The 16,215-nt window shown below is 39.4% G+C and carries 18 protein-coding genes; 11 read left to right on the forward strand and 7 right to left on the reverse strand.

Annotated features, from left to right (window positions below):
* Entirely contained in the window at positions 1-768 is a 768-nt protein-coding gene (locus SGI74_08115; protein ID MDZ4677460.1) for a class I SAM-dependent methyltransferase, read from the reverse strand.
* Positions 765-1,589, reverse strand: coding sequence for an SAM-dependent methyltransferase (locus SGI74_08120; GenBank protein ID MDZ4677461.1), 825 nt, complete (start codon positions 1,587-1,589; stop codon positions 765-767). Before SGI74_08120 ends, SGI74_08115 begins: the two co-directional genes overlap by 4 nt.
* Before the next feature lie 50 nt (positions 1,590-1,639).
* Between SGI74_08120 and SGI74_08125 the strand changes: the two genes are divergently transcribed.
* On the forward strand, positions 1,640-2,476 hold the full coding sequence (locus SGI74_08125; GenBank protein MDZ4677462.1) for an amidohydrolase family protein: 837 nt from the start codon (positions 1,640-1,642) through the stop codon (positions 2,474-2,476).
* 146 nt (positions 2,477-2,622) lie between these two features.
* Positions 2,623-3,063, forward strand: coding sequence for a DUF1328 domain-containing protein (locus SGI74_08130; GenBank protein MDZ4677463.1), 441 nt, complete (start codon positions 2,623-2,625; stop codon positions 3,061-3,063).
* A 16-nt stretch (positions 3,064-3,079) separates the two neighbouring features.
* On the opposite strand, the gene SGI74_08135 is transcribed toward SGI74_08130, so the two are convergent.
* Positions 3,080-3,844, reverse strand: a complete 765-nt coding sequence (locus tag SGI74_08135) for a rhodanese-like domain-containing protein (protein MDZ4677464.1) — start codon at positions 3,842-3,844, stop codon at positions 3,080-3,082.
* A 25-nt stretch (positions 3,845-3,869) separates the two neighbouring features.
* On the opposite strand from SGI74_08135, the gene SGI74_08140 reads away from it, so the two are divergent.
* A complete protein-coding gene (locus SGI74_08140) occupies positions 3,870-4,670 on the forward strand; it encodes an MnmC family methyltransferase (GenBank protein ID MDZ4677465.1) in 801 nt (266 codons plus the stop codon).
* A gap of 17 nt (positions 4,671-4,687) precedes the next feature.
* Positions 4,688-5,392, forward strand: a complete 705-nt coding sequence (locus tag SGI74_08145; protein ID MDZ4677466.1) for a YebC/PmpR family DNA-binding transcriptional regulator — start codon at positions 4,688-4,690, stop codon at positions 5,390-5,392.
* On the opposite strand, the gene SGI74_08150 is transcribed toward SGI74_08145, so the two are convergent.
* Positions 5,346-6,284, reverse strand: coding sequence for a radical SAM/SPASM domain-containing protein (locus tag SGI74_08150; GenBank protein MDZ4677467.1), 939 nt, complete (start codon positions 6,282-6,284; stop codon positions 5,346-5,348). The genes SGI74_08145 and SGI74_08150 overlap by 47 nt on opposite strands.
* 5 nt (positions 6,285-6,289) lie before the next feature.
* On the opposite strand from SGI74_08150, the gene SGI74_08155 reads away from it, so the two are divergent.
* Positions 6,290-7,153: a 2'-5' RNA ligase family protein gene (locus SGI74_08155; protein ID MDZ4677468.1), complete on the forward strand. Its 864-nt coding sequence runs from the start codon at positions 6,290-6,292 to the stop codon at positions 7,151-7,153.
* Here SGI74_08155 and SGI74_08160 read toward each other — a convergent pair.
* Both SGI74_08160 and SGI74_08165 read right to left on the reverse strand, forming a co-directional pair.
* Positions 7,147-9,153 carry a S41 family peptidase gene (locus tag SGI74_08160; GenBank protein ID MDZ4677469.1) on the reverse strand — a complete coding sequence of 669 codons (2,007 nt, stop codon included), beginning with the start codon at positions 9,151-9,153 and terminating at the stop codon, positions 7,147-7,149. The two genes, SGI74_08155 and SGI74_08160, sit on opposite strands and share 7 nt — an antisense overlap.
* 90 nt (positions 9,154-9,243) lie before the next feature.
* Positions 9,244-10,122 (reverse strand): hypothetical protein, encoded by an 879-nt coding sequence (locus tag SGI74_08165; GenBank protein ID MDZ4677470.1) that lies wholly within the window; start codon positions 10,120-10,122, stop codon positions 9,244-9,246.
* A gap of 133 nt (positions 10,123-10,255) precedes the next feature.
* Between SGI74_08165 and SGI74_08170 the strand changes: the two genes are divergently transcribed.
* Entirely contained in the window at positions 10,256-10,624 is a 369-nt protein-coding gene (locus SGI74_08170; GenBank protein ID MDZ4677471.1) for a hypothetical protein, read from the forward strand.
* A gap of 7 nt (positions 10,625-10,631) precedes the next feature.
* Here SGI74_08170 and fumC read toward each other — a convergent pair whose 3' ends face one another.
* The gene (gene fumC, locus SGI74_08175; GenBank protein MDZ4677472.1) at positions 10,632-12,026 is read right to left on the reverse strand and encodes a class II fumarate hydratase; all 1,395 of its coding nucleotides are present in this window, start codon (positions 12,024-12,026) and stop codon (positions 10,632-10,634) included.
* A 79-nt stretch (positions 12,027-12,105) separates the two neighbouring features.
* Between fumC and SGI74_08180 the strand changes: the two genes are divergently transcribed.
* From SGI74_08180 to SGI74_08200, 5 genes are all read left to right on the forward strand, one after another.
* A complete protein-coding gene (locus SGI74_08180) occupies positions 12,106-13,851 on the forward strand; it encodes an ABC transporter permease subunit (GenBank protein MDZ4677473.1) in 1,746 nt (581 codons plus the stop codon).
* Positions 13,852-15,174: a nitrate/sulfonate/bicarbonate ABC transporter ATP-binding protein gene (locus SGI74_08185; protein ID MDZ4677474.1), complete on the forward strand. Its 1,323-nt coding sequence runs from the start codon at positions 13,852-13,854 to the stop codon at positions 15,172-15,174.
* Positions 15,175-15,235: 61 nt separating this feature from the next.
* Positions 15,236-15,481, forward strand: a complete 246-nt coding sequence (locus SGI74_08190; GenBank protein ID MDZ4677475.1) for a Smr/MutS family protein — start codon at positions 15,236-15,238, stop codon at positions 15,479-15,481.
* Between the two features lie 166 nt (positions 15,482-15,647).
* On the forward strand, positions 15,648-15,938 hold the full coding sequence (locus SGI74_08195) for a helix-turn-helix transcriptional regulator (GenBank protein ID MDZ4677476.1): 291 nt from the start codon (positions 15,648-15,650) through the stop codon (positions 15,936-15,938).
* Positions 15,902-16,186, forward strand: coding sequence for a hypothetical protein (locus SGI74_08200; protein MDZ4677477.1), 285 nt, complete (start codon positions 15,902-15,904; stop codon positions 16,184-16,186). Before SGI74_08195 ends, SGI74_08200 begins: the two co-directional genes overlap by 37 nt.
* The last annotated feature ends 29 nt before the right edge of the window (positions 16,187-16,215 follow it).

The following is a 16,215-nucleotide window of genomic DNA, read 5'->3' on the forward strand; positions in this document are numbered from 1 at the left end:
CTAATTTTGAACGTAAACGTCAAAGCGTGTGCTTTCACCTTTAAAGCTGACTGTCACATCTTTTTCAAGCTCAGAAGCTTGGGCTGGGCGTTTAATTACAACTCTTTTTGCACATGACCTAGCTTTTTGAAGTAGCCTTAAACTTTCAGACTCATCTTCAGGGCTTCCCAAAAGCAATTGCAAAAGTTGCATTTCCTTTTTAGGCAAAGCTGATTTTTTCTTATGTGGAAACATGGGGTCTAGATAGATCACATCAACTGGTTGAGGACACTTTGTGAGCCAATCAATTGAATCAGCTAAATAGACTACTAAATTTGAATTAATAATTTTTGAAATCTCAAGGTTGTCTTGTGCCCGTTTGATTCCATCAACAAGGAGCGTATAGAGCACCACAGATTTTTCAAGTGCGATAACCTTACAACCAAGGCTTGTTAAAATAAATGAATCACGACCCAAACCCGCAGTTGCATCAAGAACAAATTGGTTAGCACCACCAATGGCTTTTAAGATTTGCTGTGCCCCCCCACGGGTTCGGCGATAATTAAGTGTAGAATCTGTGAAATCAACAAATACGGGCCCTGAAGCATTAGGAATGTTTTCAATTAGTTCAATTTTGGTTTTTGAAAAATGAAGAATCAATTCTGGTTTTGAGTCATTGAATTCTAAAACTTTAGAATCTAAAAAGGGCAATTCATATTTAAGAGCTAAAGATTTCGCTTCTTTAATTTTTTCAAGATCAGAACAAACAACGCCAACAGATTTATTCATAGCTTAAAATGAGTAATCAACTTTGGTTGAATGTTAAGTGGCGTGAGCAGTTCTTTTAAGCGACCCAGCGCCATTTTATTTTCATTTTGCACACGTTTTGCCAAAATAAATTCATTCTTTAAGGAATGCTCCCATCCCACAAGTTCAGTCACACTCACTTGATAGCCCAGAGATTCTAGCACGAGAGCTCGAATTACATTAGTGATGTGACTTCCAAACTCACGACGATGAATGCCATGGCGCCAGAGTTCTTGCCATGCTGGAGTTTTTTGTGCTTTTAAAAGTTGAGCAACCTCAGCCTGACAACAAGGCACTACAGCTATGTAATCAGCTTTTGCAGTGATTCCAGCGATGAGGGCATCGTCAGTAGCCGTGTCACAAGCATGAAGTGCCGTAACAAGATGGACACGCTCAGGAAGTGGGGCGTCAGTGATGGTAGAATTAATAAATTTCATTCGATTATATGAAAGTTTACCCGCCATGGCAGAACCTTTTTCTACAAGATCAGCTCTATTCTCAATTGAAAGAATATGACCTGACTCTTGGCTTTTAAAATAGAGCTCATAAAGAATAAAACCTAAATACGCCTTACCCGCACCCACATCAACCATTTGTACTGACTCATATCGCGAGAAAAGATCGTCAAGGGCTGGTTTTAATAATGTGCAGAGATGATTTACTTGCTTAAGTTTTCGGCGCGCATCTGCGTTGAGATCGCCATCGCGAGTGAGAAGATGAAGCTCTTTTAGGAGAGCTGGGGATTGTTCGGGTAGTAGTTCTCGAGAAATTTCACTCGCTTCAACTTTTTTTCGTGCTTTCATGGAGTATTTTTAGCATGTTTCCAATTAAACACAACTCTTGCGGAGGTATTATGAAGCGATTGCAGATCTTATCTATTATTGGTCTGGTTATTTTTACATCTATGACAACAACACAGGCAATTGCGGCTACCCGTGATTACCCCATTATTGATGCCCACATACATGTCGATGACAAAGCCTCACAAGACGAGTTTTTCAAGCAAGCAAAAGCCAACGGGATCAAAGCATTTATTGCTCACACACATGATGAGAATTCAGAGACACCGAAAATCGGTGATTTAAATTCAACTTATTGCTTAGGTGTACAAGATAAATTCAATTTAGTGAAAATCGAGGCTGGCTTAAAAAGTAAAAAGTTTGGCTGTGTTAAAATTTATCTTGGTTACATTTATAAATATGCCTACGACAAAGCATATTTACCAATTTATAAATTAGCTGAAAAATATCAAATACCCATTGTTTTTCACACAGGTGATACCAATACGAGTAAAGGTAAACTAAAATACGCTGATCCAATGACCATTGACGAAGTAGCTGTTGATTATCCCAAAGTAAATTTTATTATGGCACATCTCGGGAACCCATGGATCAACACTGCGAGTGAAGTGGCTTATAAAAATCCCAATGTATATGTTGATATGTCAGCACTACTCATTGGCGATATCTCGTCATATTCACAAGATGATTTGCAGAAATATTTAATCGGCCCTATCAGTTGGGCATTTGGTTATATGGAAAGTTCAAAGAAGATGATGTACGGCAGTGATTTTCCTTTAGCGGACACAGGTAAGTATTTACAAGCCGTGCTTAAGGCAATTCCAGCTGCGAATCATCGCGAATTTTTATATGAAAACGCAGCACGGGTTTTTAATATTAAAGTGAAATGAGTCTACTTGACTCATAGCAATGACCCATTTTGACTCAACAAATATTAAAACGCATTTAATCGCTTTTAAGCATAGTGACTTGTTGGCATGGGCGTTGCTCAAATCAACCCTCGAGTCATTTATGTATTATAACAAAGGAGATTAAAATGTTACGTGCAGCGATTGCATTTTTCGTTATCGGTCTAGTGGCGGTTTTACTGGGAGCTAACAACGTTGCCGGCGTTTCAATGGAGCTCGGCCGTATGTTGTTAATCGTTTTCTTAGTACTGGCTGTTATCAGCTTCTTGGTATCTCTTGCTCAAGGCCGCGGTGGTCGTGGAGCATTAGGTCTTGCATTAGCCATTGGCTTGGGATTTCCCCTCGCATTTGGTGTAGACGCTATTGCTGAAGAAAGCACAGGAGAAAAAATCTCCGGTACTGCTGGTGATGCTAGTGTTAGTGTCAAAAAAACTGGCCGTAAAATTGCCCGTAAGACACGAAATGCTACAGGCAATGGCAGTGTGAAAAAAGATATTAAAGATGGTGTTAATAACACTAGCGACACTATTAAGAATGAAGCTGAAAAAGCAAAAGACAAAATTGATTAATTTAATCCAAGTAGATCTACTTTATTGAGGGAGAGGCATGGGCCTTTCCCTTTTTTTTTGCTGGCTGTAGTTTATGATCAAGAGAAATACGCTCATCAAAGACAAAACATGAACCATCAAAATATTTACCATCAGTCTGCGCAAAATATTCTAAAATTCCGCCCTCAAGTTGATAAACTTCGTTGAAACCAGCTTTAAGCATTAAACTTGTAGCTTTCTCGCAACGAATTCCACCGGTGCAAAATGTTACAATTTTTTTATCTTTGATACTGCCAAGTTTATCTTTTACAAAATCTGGAAACTTTCCAAAGGATGTAGTTTGAGGGTTTATAGCATTTTTAAAAGTTCCCATTTCAACTTCAAAGGCATTTCGCGTATCAAGTAAAATAACATCTTCACCCTTTTCTAAACATTCACGCAATTCTTGAGGCTTAATATATTTACCTGTTTGTTCAATGGGGTTTACCTCAGGAATTCCAAGTGAAATAACCTCTTCTTTAACTTTGATAACTATCTTTTTAAATGGTTGCGCATCAGAATAACTACGCTTAATAAGCATGTCTTTAAATCGTGGATCTAATTCAAAATGAGTCAATATAGCTGAAATGTTGTTATCCTCACCAGCGAGCATTCCATTTATGCCTTCAGAAGCTAAAAGGATGGTTCCTTTAAGACCTAATTCAGCACATAAACTTGAAAGCCTTACATGTAGGGCTTCTGGGTCTGCGATTTTTACAAATCGATAAAAAGCAATATTAGTAATATTGGTGACATTTGACATGCACCTAAATTATCTTAGAGTCGCTATGCAGTTCAAGATGGATTCTCAATTTGTAATCGTAACAACGCGCACGGGAGCGCTTTCTATTCGTAATAAAGCGAATGGAGAGATCATGCATAACCCATTAGGCCCCTGGCTAGAAGCTCAGGAGCTCTATATTCGCCAATCAGGGCTTGAAGAGCGACTTTGTAACGAAAATTTTTCAAAAGTTCCTTTAGTTATTTACGATGTGGGTTTAGGGGCCGCGGCTAATGCACTTGCAGCTGTTGATACTTATTTAAAGCTTAAAATGACTAATGAAAACATTCGACCTTTGCATATCGTGAGTTTTGAAAACGATTTATCACTTATGAGTTTTGCTTTAGAGAATTCTTATCACTTCCCACACATTGAACGTTATCAAGATTATCTTCAAACATTAGTAACGTCAGGCAAAGTACATGACATACAAAACTCTTTAGTGTGGGATCTCCAATTGGGTCATTTTCCAGATCTTATAAAAAATCCTTTACCACCTGCTGAGGTAATTTTTTACGATCTCTACTCACCTCAATCAAATACAGAAGTATGGACACAAGATGTCTTTAGAGATTTAAGAAAAAACTGTGTTCATGAGCCAAATTCAGCAGTACTTCTCACATACAGTCGTTCCACAACAATACGCCTCAATATGCTTAAGAGTGGATTTTATGTGGGCACAGCAGATATTCCAAGTATTCGTATGGAAGGCACTCAAGCCGCAACAATTCCTCATGCACTTAATAAACCTTTAGCTCCACAATGGTTTGACAATCGCGGTCTGAAATCCCCAGAATTGACAATGTAAGAGATAAGGAATTTTAAATGGGCCGAAGTTGGATTCAAGGATACAAAAATATACAAGCTGCAAAAAAAGGAAACGTTTTTACCAAACTCTCAAAAGAGATAACTGTGGCTGCACGTCTTGGTGGCGGAGATCCTGATGGCAATGCTCGATTAAGAGCAGCTATGGTCGAAGCTCGAGCTAACTCTATGCCTCGAGACAATATCGAACGCGCTGTTAAAAAAGGTACAGGAACTTTAGAAGGTGTAAACTACGAAGACGTGATTTACGAAGGTTATGGCCCACATGGCGTAGCTATTATAGTTGAAGCTTTAACCGATAATCGCAACCGCACTGTTTCAGAAATTAAAATTTTATTTCGTGATTACGATGGCAACCTTGGCGAAATCGGTAGTGTGAGTTGGATGTTTAATCGTATCGGTATTATTGAAGGTACAAAAAATCCAAAGCCCAGTGATCTTGAAGGCGAAGCCATTGAAGTGGGAGCGCAAGCAGTTGAAGAATTTGATGACGGAACGGTCAGTTTTTCAACAGAATCTGGCGATCTCGGCACTGTGGCCGCAACCCTCACCGCCCGTGGTTGGACAATTAATAAATCTGAATTTGCATTTGATGCAAAAACCCCCGTTGATCTAGGTGAAGCAGAAAAAAAACAAGTTGTGGAGCTTTTAGGCGAACTCAGCGGGCATGATGATGTTCGACGTGTTCATGCCGCACTTTCATAATTTTCTTTTTATCAAACCTTGAAATAAAAGTGCAGCGCTGGCAAAGATCTTCAACTAAATTACCGTCTTTAAAACCTTTATGCATTTTTTGTACACGTTCACTCTCAAGAATTTCTAAAATATTTTGACTGCGACAATTTCCTAATGCAATAACGCCCTCTTTATCTAAACAACAAGGAACCACAGTACCGTCAGCTAAAATACCCATATGTGAAGTGAGTCCATAACAATGCCCCTTTGTTTGGCGTTTAGGGTGATTTTGATTGGGCCATTGAAAGCGACTATCAAAGTGTAAATACAGACGATTTAAAAGCTTCACACTTTTTTTAATTCCGACATCTACTGTAGAGTCGAACTCGATATTAAATGCCTCTTTGATTTTTTCATAAACAATTTTATTGGTGAGTGAATGATCAGTTGAGTCTTGTAAATTCCAAAGTCTATAGTTGATGTAAAGATCAGGCCGTTTCTCAAAAGCCTCTTGTGTAAAAGCAAAAATTTTAGTCAGATATTGAGAGATATCTTTACCCGGAAAATTTGCTTCAAAACTATGAACTGAAAAATTCACCTGTTTAACAGTAGGGTTAAGTAAAAACGCAGATCGTTTTTCATTGAGTAATACGCCGTTACTTGTGATTTGAACGTCTATATTTTCACCCGCGCAGATTTCAATATAACGGCCAAATTCAGGGTGAACCATGGGTTCTCCCATCAAATGAAAACAAACCGACGATGTGAGTGGAGCAATCCCCTTGATTATCTTGGTAAAGAGCTCTTCATCCATGAATTTTTTATCTCGAATAACCTCAGGACAAAACTCACATTGAAGATTACAGACATTGCTGATCTCAATATAGACCTTTTGGAAACGTTTACTGCCTAACGACTTCATACAATATGGCTATAGCAAAAACTTCTCGCAACTCAAAAGTCTTTATGTATACTTGGCCCAATATGTTAAAAAGAAGACAACTGGGCGACAAACCCACTCAAAATAATGAACAAAAACCGGCGCGCCCGGCGACTCCACAACAAGGTCAGAGAAGCCCCAATCAGCGCCCACAAACAGCAGCTGGTACACCAAACGCACAACCTAGCGGTCAACCACCTGCCCCCGGCCAAGGTCGCAGAGGTCGCAATCGACGTGGAAGAAATCGCAATGCGAATCAAGGCAATGGGCCTCAACAGCAGCAGCAACGACAACCCCAACGTCAAGCTCCACGTCAACCTCAGCGCAGACCACCGCCTCCACCCGATTATATTCAACGTGATTTATTACTCATTGCTACGGGCGAAGCGCTTAAAGGAATCGATGAAGTTAGAGCAAAGTTTGATCCACTGGCAAAAAAAGTTCCTACACACGTAACACTGTTATTTCCTGAACCAGCTTTGAGTATAAATAAAGAATTTTTAAAGTCAGTTCCAACAGCAGAACTTCCCTCACTTCAATCACTCACATTTACGCGTATTGAAGTACACGAAGATATGTATCTCTGGTTAGTACCTGATGAAGAAAGTGCTTCAAAGTTGATTGCTTGGCATGAGGCTTTGACGAGTAAAATTGAAAACCACACTCAAGGTGAGAAATATCACCCACATATTACACTTGGTTATATTCCAAGAAGTATTACGCCTGAAGATGCGGTTGCCTTTGCCAAAAATTTAATTTCAACACCTTTGAGCTTAAGCTTTCAAAAGCTTTTGCTTGAAGAATTTGGCGAAAATCAGATTTCAACCCCGCTGGACACAATCTCTTACTGACGTTTTGCGTCTTCTTTATCACCCTTTTTAGCTAAGGTGATCCCGTCTTTTTGAAATGTGATGAGATCCACTAAAATATTCAAACTTTCTTTTACAGAAGGTTGTGTGAGGTAATCAGGGTCAACACCATCTTTGATTTTTTTAGTTTTCTTAACTTTTTCTTTATTCGACTCTTGGGTCTTTTTCATCATATCGGCAAGTTTTAAGATGCCACCTTTTTTCTCTCTGTCTTTGAGCTCAGTTTCAATCTTCAAAAACTCAGTGTCTTTTGAAACCCGCGCTTTAGAGTTTTTCCTCAACTCATTAATTGCATCTTGAGTGATAGGAATATAGCGAGTCGCTCCGTTTACATCATTTGATTCAGGAGATAAAAAAGAAGCCAATGTTTTTTGCTCCAGTGGATAATCAAGGGCTGCTTCACTGAATTCTTTGCTTATATAAGGACTCGGGAACCGTACATCTGACAACACACCTTTTTCTTGAGTAGAATCTCCACTCGGAGTGAAAAACATTCCAGTTGTTACTTTAATTGCACCTAAATCTTCGCGTAACTTCATAACAGCTTGAACACTTCCCTTACCAAAGGTGTGATCAGAGCCGATGATAACAGCCCTTTTATAATCTTGAAGTGCTCCTGCAACAATCTCTGAAGCTGAGGCACTTAAACGACTGGTGAGAACCACCATGGGGCCTGAGTAATTAATAACACTGTCCAGATCAGCTAGATTTTCAACACGGCCATCGGCGTCTTGAGTCTCAACGATGTTTCCTTTTTTAATAAACAATCCGGCTACTCTTACGGCTTCACCTAAAACACCGCCGCCGTTTTTGGAAAGGTCTAAGATAATGCCATCAACTTTACTTGCATTTGCTTCATCTACGAGTTTACGCACATCTGCTGAACATGAGCGTGTACCACTTTCAGAATCAGAGTAAAAAGATGGAAGATTAATAACGCCGATTTTATATTTTTTATCGCCTACAGTTTTATCGATGTAACTTATTTTTGCAGCTTCATCTTTAAGATCAATTTTATCACGAACAAGACTTACGATATGACGCGTGGTTGATTTACCTTGTCGTAATATTGAGAGTTTTACTTTTGTACCCTTTTTGCCGCGAATGAGTTTTACAACATCACGTAGCGGCATATCAATAACCTGCTCGAATTTATCTGAATCACCTTGTGCTACGCCGATGATTTTATCTTTTGGTTCAAGTTCACTTGATTTGAATGCTGCTCCACCTGGAATCAAGTTCTCAATTACGGTGTAACCATCTTGAGAGCTAAGTGTTGCACCGATTCCTTCAAGTGATAAGCGCATGGTGATTTCAAAATCTTCTAACACATCTTTTGATAAGAAATTAGAGTGCGGGTCTAAAGCTGAGGCGAAAGCATCTAAGAAAATGGCATAGAGATCATATTTTTTAGACTCAGTGACATGTTTTAATGTGACTTCATAACGATGTATGAGTTGTTTTTTTGCTTCAGCCAATTTCATCTCTGAAGCTAAGTAATTTGAAATTTGAAATTGAATGTACCTGGCTTGAAGATCTTCTAACTCTGTTTTTGTTTTTGCGTATTCACGTTTCGCTGGATCAATAGTAATAGACGTACTTTCATTAAATTTAAACGTTGGTCCTAAGAGTTTTTTTGCAAAGACACTGCTTTCGCTCACACGTTTTTCATAAATCTTTTGTGATGATTCAAGATCGTCACACTTTTTGGAACCGATTTTAGCAAAAATTCCTCCAAGATTTGTCTTAATTGCTTCAACATCTGATTGAAGAAGATAAAGCTTTGAGGGATCCAGCATTTTCACAAATTGAGTGATTGTTCTTTCTTCAAGTTGAGGAGAAAGTTTTTTGTGCGTAAGATGCTGTGCGAGAAAGCCATTAATGAGTGGCGATACCGTGGCACATTCGAGCTGTGCGGCAATGGCACTGGTTGAAATAAAGATTAACGAAGTAAAAGACGCTAAAGTCAGTTTCAATTTCACGGTTATGTTCCTTTGTGTGTTTATAAGCTGATATTTAGAATAGGCGTGCTTTGAGTTTTGCGCAACACTGAGTTGCATTAACATGCATTGTCAATTGTTGAAAAGCCCCAGTTGCTCGCCAACCAAGGGTTGTGGTTTTTGGACGCTATCCATCAAAATTTCTTGTTTAAGAAGCCGGCCCCCATGGGTATCGATCACATAAAAGGAATTATCAGGGTATGTGTGCTTGAGGTCCTGCATTGCTTCGATGATGAGCCTAATATTAAGGGGGTCATCATCAGACATACCAAATTGATGATTTGGGTTAAAACCGTACCGTTTAAATGCTTCTTGTACTGAAAACTTAATGGCCTCTTGTTTTAGTTTTGAGGTGTGCCACGTAAATTCTTTGTCACCCAATTGAGCTCGAATAATGCGATTACTCACTGGATACACACTTAAATAATTAGGATCACGACTCAAATGTTTATGACGTTTTAATATTCCAATTGATTCTTGAATTGTCTCAGGTTTGTGGCCACGAGCTGTAATAATAGATAGTGGTCGTTCATTATGAACAGCATGCCAAAAGAAATTCCAGCTCGGCCCGCGCCATTCATGATGGGGCTGTGGAAGTATTCTTAAAAGATCTTCAATTAATGGTTGTCGCCGGCGCTTAAAGAGTCGATCTATGAGACTTAATTGTTTGTGACGAAAACGCCTAAAACTTCCTGTTTGATCGCAAAATCTAATTTCATAATCCTTCCAAGGCCCATCAAGACCGATGATTTCACCAATTGATGCAAATTCACGAGTGGAAAGACTTTTTTCTTCTCCAGTGTGTTTATTAAAAAGATAAAGCGGGGTCGGAAGGTATAAAACATTGTCGTCAAAATCGAAGAAATAAAAACTTCGACCACCTTTGGCGAAATTCCTATCGGGATGTCGCGGTAGTTCTAATGGGAGTTCTAATTGGATTGTAGACTTCATAACACGGTCAATATGCGTCAAAGATGCCACAAAGTCAAATGACTCAAAGCACAACCAACTTAGATTCTTAAGGTTGTTGACTTATTTCTTGGTTATTTCTAACAAGGTGCCAGGGAATAAGGGGAACACAACTATGAGAATTCACCATCTAGTTTTAGGGGCCATTTTATTGTTAAGCACAAATGCATTGGCAGTGGGAGTTGGACGCGTCATTTGGTTATGTGATGGTCAAGTCATCGATGCTTACGTTCATGCACGAAAACATTCATCAGGGTTGCTTTATAAAATTAGTGCTTTTAAACAAGGTAGAAATCAAATCTTACCTCTACTTGTCGAACCAGCTGTGCAAAATCAGACAAATAATTCAGCTATTGCGCATATCTTTAGAGGTGAACATTCAAATTTGACTATTGCTGCTAATCAAAATCAGCAAAGCATTTTACGAATTGTCATTAATAACAAACCACACAAAATAGAGATGATCTGTAAGCCCATGAACTAAATTTTTCTTAGTCAACTGAGGGTTTAGTCATCAATTCAGGACGCATGTATTTGTCAAAACTTGCGGCGTCTAGAATCTTTAATGCAATTGCTGCTTCTTTGAGTGTTGTCCCATCAACATGTGCTTTTTTAGCAATTTTTGCCGCATTATCGTAACCGATATGGGGGTTAAGTGCCGTGACAAGCATCAGACATTTTTCTAAATCAGATTTTATTTTTGATTCATTTGCTATAATTCCTAAAGCACAATTTTCAACAAAACTCACCACAGCATCTGAAAGTAAACGTACTGAGTGTAAAAAATTATGAATGATAACTGGCTTAAAAACATTAAGTTCAAAATTACCTGAGGCCCCTGCCATTTTTATTGCTGTGTCGTTTCCAAAAACTTGAACACATACCATTGTTAGGGCTTCACTTTGAGTTGGATTAACTTTGCCCGGCATAATGGAGCTACCAGGTTCATTTTCTGGAATACTAAGTTCTCCAAAACCGCATCGAGGCCCACTTGCAAGCCAACGAATATCGTTTGCAACTTTCATACATGCCGTTGCCACTGAACAAAGTGCTCCACTTGCAAATACAATTGCATCGTGGGCCGCTAGTGCTTCAAATTTATTTGGAGCACTTACAAAGGGAAGGCCAGTAAGTTTTGAAATCTGTTTTGCAACTTTTTCTGCAAACTGAGGATGAGCGTTAAGCCCCGTTCCCACTGCGGTTCCGCCTTGAGCGAGTTCTAAGAGACCGGGCAAAACCAGTTCAATTCGTTTTATTCCATTTTCAACTTGAGCCACATAGCCTGAAAATTCTTGGCCTAATGTCAAAGGTGTTGCGTCTTGAAGATGTGTGCGCCCGACTTTTATAATTTTATCAAATTCGTTTGATTTTGCTTTAAGGGTCTTATGTAGAAGTTTAAGCGAAGGCAAAAGCTTATGATTGATTTGTTCAACGGCAGCAATATGCATCGCGGTTGGAAAGCAATCATTTGATGATTGGCTTTTATTGACATCGTCATTGGGATGAACGGGTTTTTTAGAACCCATTTCACCACTTAAAAGTTCAATGGCTCGATTAGATATCACTTCATTGGCGTTCATATTGGTTTGTGTACCACTACCCGTTTGCCAGACAACTAAAGGAAAATGATCATCGAGTTTTCCCTCAATGACTTCATCAGCAGCTTGGCTTATGACCTTGGCTTTTTTATCTTCAAGAAGACCCAACTCACTGTTTACCTGTGCAGCTGCTTTTTTAAGTATTCCAAAGGCTCTGATCATCTCACGGGGAAAGCGATCGCCGCCAATTTTGAAGTTTTGAAGAGATCTTTGAGTTTGTGCTCCCCAATATCTATCGTTAGCAACTTCAATTTTACCCATAGAATCTGATTCGGTACGTAGCTTCATGTTTAATCTCCTTGAAATCCATTTTAGCTTACTGAAAAAGCAGGTTGAAACCAACTGAGAAAAAAGCTTAATTAACAACATGGCATTTCAGTTATCAATTCCGCGCCGTTTACTCTCGGTGCCAGACATTTTCATCTTCTTGTTGATAGGCGCTTCAATCTACGCATTGACCGCTACTGGAGAACTTTGGCAGGCCGATTATCAACCTGTCACTGAAATTGATTTATCCGTGTCAGCACTACCGCGTTATGCGCTTTTTTCTGCAATGCGAGGTCTTGCCGCTTATCTTATTTCTCTTACCTATACTCTTATCGTTGGGTATTGGGCCGCAAGATCTAAAGCTTTTGAGCGTGTATTTATTCCCATCACTGACATCTTACAAAGTATTCCAGTTCTAGGTTTTTTACCTGGCCTCGTAATCGGACTCATCGCTGTTTTTCCGAGAACAAATATGGGGCTAGAGATTGCAGCCATCATCATGATTTTCACAAGCCAAGCGTGGAACATGGTTTTTTCTTTTTACAATTCTCTTAAATCAATTCCCGAAGATTATCTCGAAGCAGCAAAGATGATGGGTTTTAATGCATGGGATCGCTTTTGGCGTTTAGAGATGCCTTTTGCAGCTACAGGTCTTGCTTGGAACAGTTTGATCTCTATGGCAGGGGGATGGTTTTTCTTAAGTATCTGTGAAGCGTTCACTTTAGGTGATCGACAATTCAGATTACCTGGGATTGGCGCTTATATGGCCGTAGCTATCAATCAAGGAAATGGCGACGCCATCATTTATGGCATTGTGGCTATGCTCTCACTTATTATTGTTTTAGATTTTCTAATTTGGCATCCGATTTTGTCATGGGTTCGAAGGTTTCGTTTAGAAGAAACACCCGGCAATGACCCGACTGAACCACTTATGCTTTTAGTATTAAAAGAATCGCGTATCATTCGCTGGATTCGCTATCTCTATCGTCGTTATATCGCACGACGAGAATTTAGTACTGATGGAGCTTTTAGTGTTATTCCCATAAAAACTCTTCCACAAGTTCCGCAAGAAGTTAAAAAGAAACTTTGGTCAAAGTCTTTAAAGTACGTGGCCCCAGTTTTGTGGATTGTGCTCACTATAATTCTTATAAATGGCTCAATTAAACTCATTCAAACGTTATCGATTGTTCCGTTTGAGACATGGTTAAGACTTCTTAAAAATACCTCATTTAGTTTTATTAGAATTGCGGGTGCGGTAACACTTTGCGCTCTTTGGGCTATTCCTGTTGGAATCTGGATTGGGTTATCAGCCAAACGAATTCGCATTGCTCAGCCAATTATACAATTACTTGCGTCGTTTCCGGCTCCAATGTTGTATCCGTTAGTCTTAGGAATATTTCTGCAACTAGGTGTGAATTTTGAAATCGTTGCCATGATTTTGATGTTTTTAGCTGTTCAGTGGTACGTGCTGTTTAATGTTTTAGCGGGTGCCTTAAAAATCTCTCGTGAACTAAACGATACATTAGTGCTCATTAATACAACTCGTAAAGAGCGTTGGAAACTTTTATATTTACCAAGCGTGTTTCCAGCATTGGTTCCAGGCCTTGCAGCAGCGACTGGGGGGTCTTGGAATGCGAGCATTGTTGCTGAGTACATTGTATATAAGGGAAAAGTCTTCGCCGCCAACGGGCTTGGTGCAGAAATTAGTATCGCTGCATCAAATGCTAATTTTCCTGTGCTAGCAGCGAGCCTCACAATCATGGTAGTAGTAGTAGTACTTTTGAATCGCACTTTGTGGGCGTACTTATACAAACTTTCACAAACGCGCTACCGAATGGATATATAGATGGCAACTCCGTTTATTGAACTTAAAAATGTATCAAAGAATTTTGTTTTAGAATCTGGAACCGAAATCCGCGTTCTTAAAGATATTAATCTTTCATTAGATCAAGAAAATCTTATTGCCATACTGGGCCCTTCAGGTTCGGGCAAATCAACTTGTCTACGTGTTATGTGCGGCCTCCTTAAACCTGATTCCGGCGATGTACTTTCAAATGGAAAACCACTTGAGGGTACAAATTATGATGTGGCTCTAGTATTTCAGTCGTTTGCATTGTTTCCCTGGGAAACTGTTTACAATAATATTGAATTAGCACTGAGTCCGCTCAAGTTACCAGAACGTGAAGCTCGAGCTCGCGTTAAAAAAGCAATCGATCTTGTGGGCCTTGAAGGTTTTGAAGAAGCTTATCCACGAGAACTTGCGGGCGGAATGAAACAACGTGTGGGTATCGCTCGAGCCCTTGTCATGGAACGCCCCATTTTATTTTTAGATGAACCATTTAGTTCTCTAGATATTTTAACTGCCGATACAATGCGCTGGGAGATGGTGAATATCTGGCAATCAAAAAACACAGCTGTTCGTACTATGGTTTTAGTGACACATAATATTCAAGAGGCCGTCTATATGGCCAAACGCATTTTGATCATGGGGTCAAACCCGGGTCATATTCGAGCCGAACTGGTAAATGATCTTGCTTACCCGCGAGATGAAAACGGCCCCGCGTTTAGAAGAATGGTATCGCGCATTCATGAACTCATAGCTGAATCAGTGATTCCTGATATGACAACACCCTCTGCTTACACAGCCACATCAATGATACCCAAAGTTGTACGTGAACCGCCCATTGAAACAATTCCAAATGTACAAATCGGAGCCGTTATTGGTCTTGTGGAAGCAATTACTGATCAAGGTGGTACAGCAGATATTTTTGAACTCGGACCAAAAATCGGAAAAGATTACGGCACGACTTTGTATATGGTAAAAGCCGCTGAACTATTAGATCTCGTTGATACGCCAAAACACATGGTAATTTTGACTGATCTAGGAAGACGTTTTGTAGATGGTGATATCAACGTGCGAAAGCGTGTACTCCATGAACTTTTTGGCGCACTCAAGATCGTTCAATTGACTACGAATTTACTCAGAATCGAAGAAACTTTACGCATTCAGATTGAAACCTTAACTGAACGAGTGAGTGAATGGTTGCCCAATGAGAATCCTCATCAGATTGTAGAGACGTTAGTATCTTGGGGGCGATTTGCCGAATATTTTGGTTACAACGACGATACAAAAGAAGTGTATCTCGACGTCGGCCAAGAAACTTTATAAAAATTCAATGTCGAGCGATGAAAAATCTGACAAATATTTTTGACAAATATTGAGGTTCAAAATGGCAAAAGACTTATTAGATTTACATGGTTTTAAAACCGACGAAGTTTTTGATGCCGTTGATAATTTCATTATGTCGGTGAATCAAAACAATCTCAAACGCGCACGCATCATGACCGGCAAGGGCACAGGGGTTGTTAAAAAAGTCGTCATCGATTATCTCAAACAAGCCAAATATCCCTGGCAATACGAAAAACTATCCAATGGAAAAAACAACGAAGGCGTTTTGGTTGTCTTTTTAGATTAATATTTTCTATCGAACTTTGCATTTAACCATTCATTTCACTGTTACTTCAAGCATCCGCCTGACCGACCACTTCACCGATATCCGTTCACCCACCCTATGAAGTTAGGCTCCTATTAGATGCCTAACTCCATAGGAGCATTCAAAGGTCATGCGAAGGAAGAGACATATGAAGAATGTAATTAATCAAGCAACCCCTCATGATGCTGAGTTAGATTCGAAGCAAATTTTTGAAGCCTTTTACATTTGGTATCGAAATTACGAGCACAAAGAATTAGATAATCAAATCAAACCCTTTCTTAATCTGGCAGTTCCAATTCAATCTGAGGGATGGCTTCGAAAAGTTAGACAAGCTCTGTATTTATCAAGTGGTGAAGTTGCCAAAAGAATAAATATGTCGCGCGGTGGGTACACGAATATGGAATGGAACGTAATGAAGAAAGTGGCAACATTACCTTAAAAGTACTTAAGCGAACCGCAGAAATGATGGATTGTGAACTGCTCTATATAATCAGACCCAAAAAAAGAATGATGTTTTCTGAAGTTATTTGGAATTCTGTTCTAAACAAAGCGCTGAGCCACCATTGGGTAAAATCACGACCTAAACTTTTAAAATATCGAGCGTTGGCTGCGGTTATTCGATGGCATATTGAAGATCCGCAATTCAGACTTAATCAGAAATGGTGTGTTAGACACGTCAGAAAATAATGTTTGCTGATGCGCCATACCATCATGCT

This window comes from Oligoflexia bacterium (genome assembly GCA_034439615.1).
In the GTDB taxonomy this organism is placed as follows: Bacteria; Bdellovibrionota; Bdellovibrionia; order JABDDW01; family JABDDW01; genus JAWXAT01.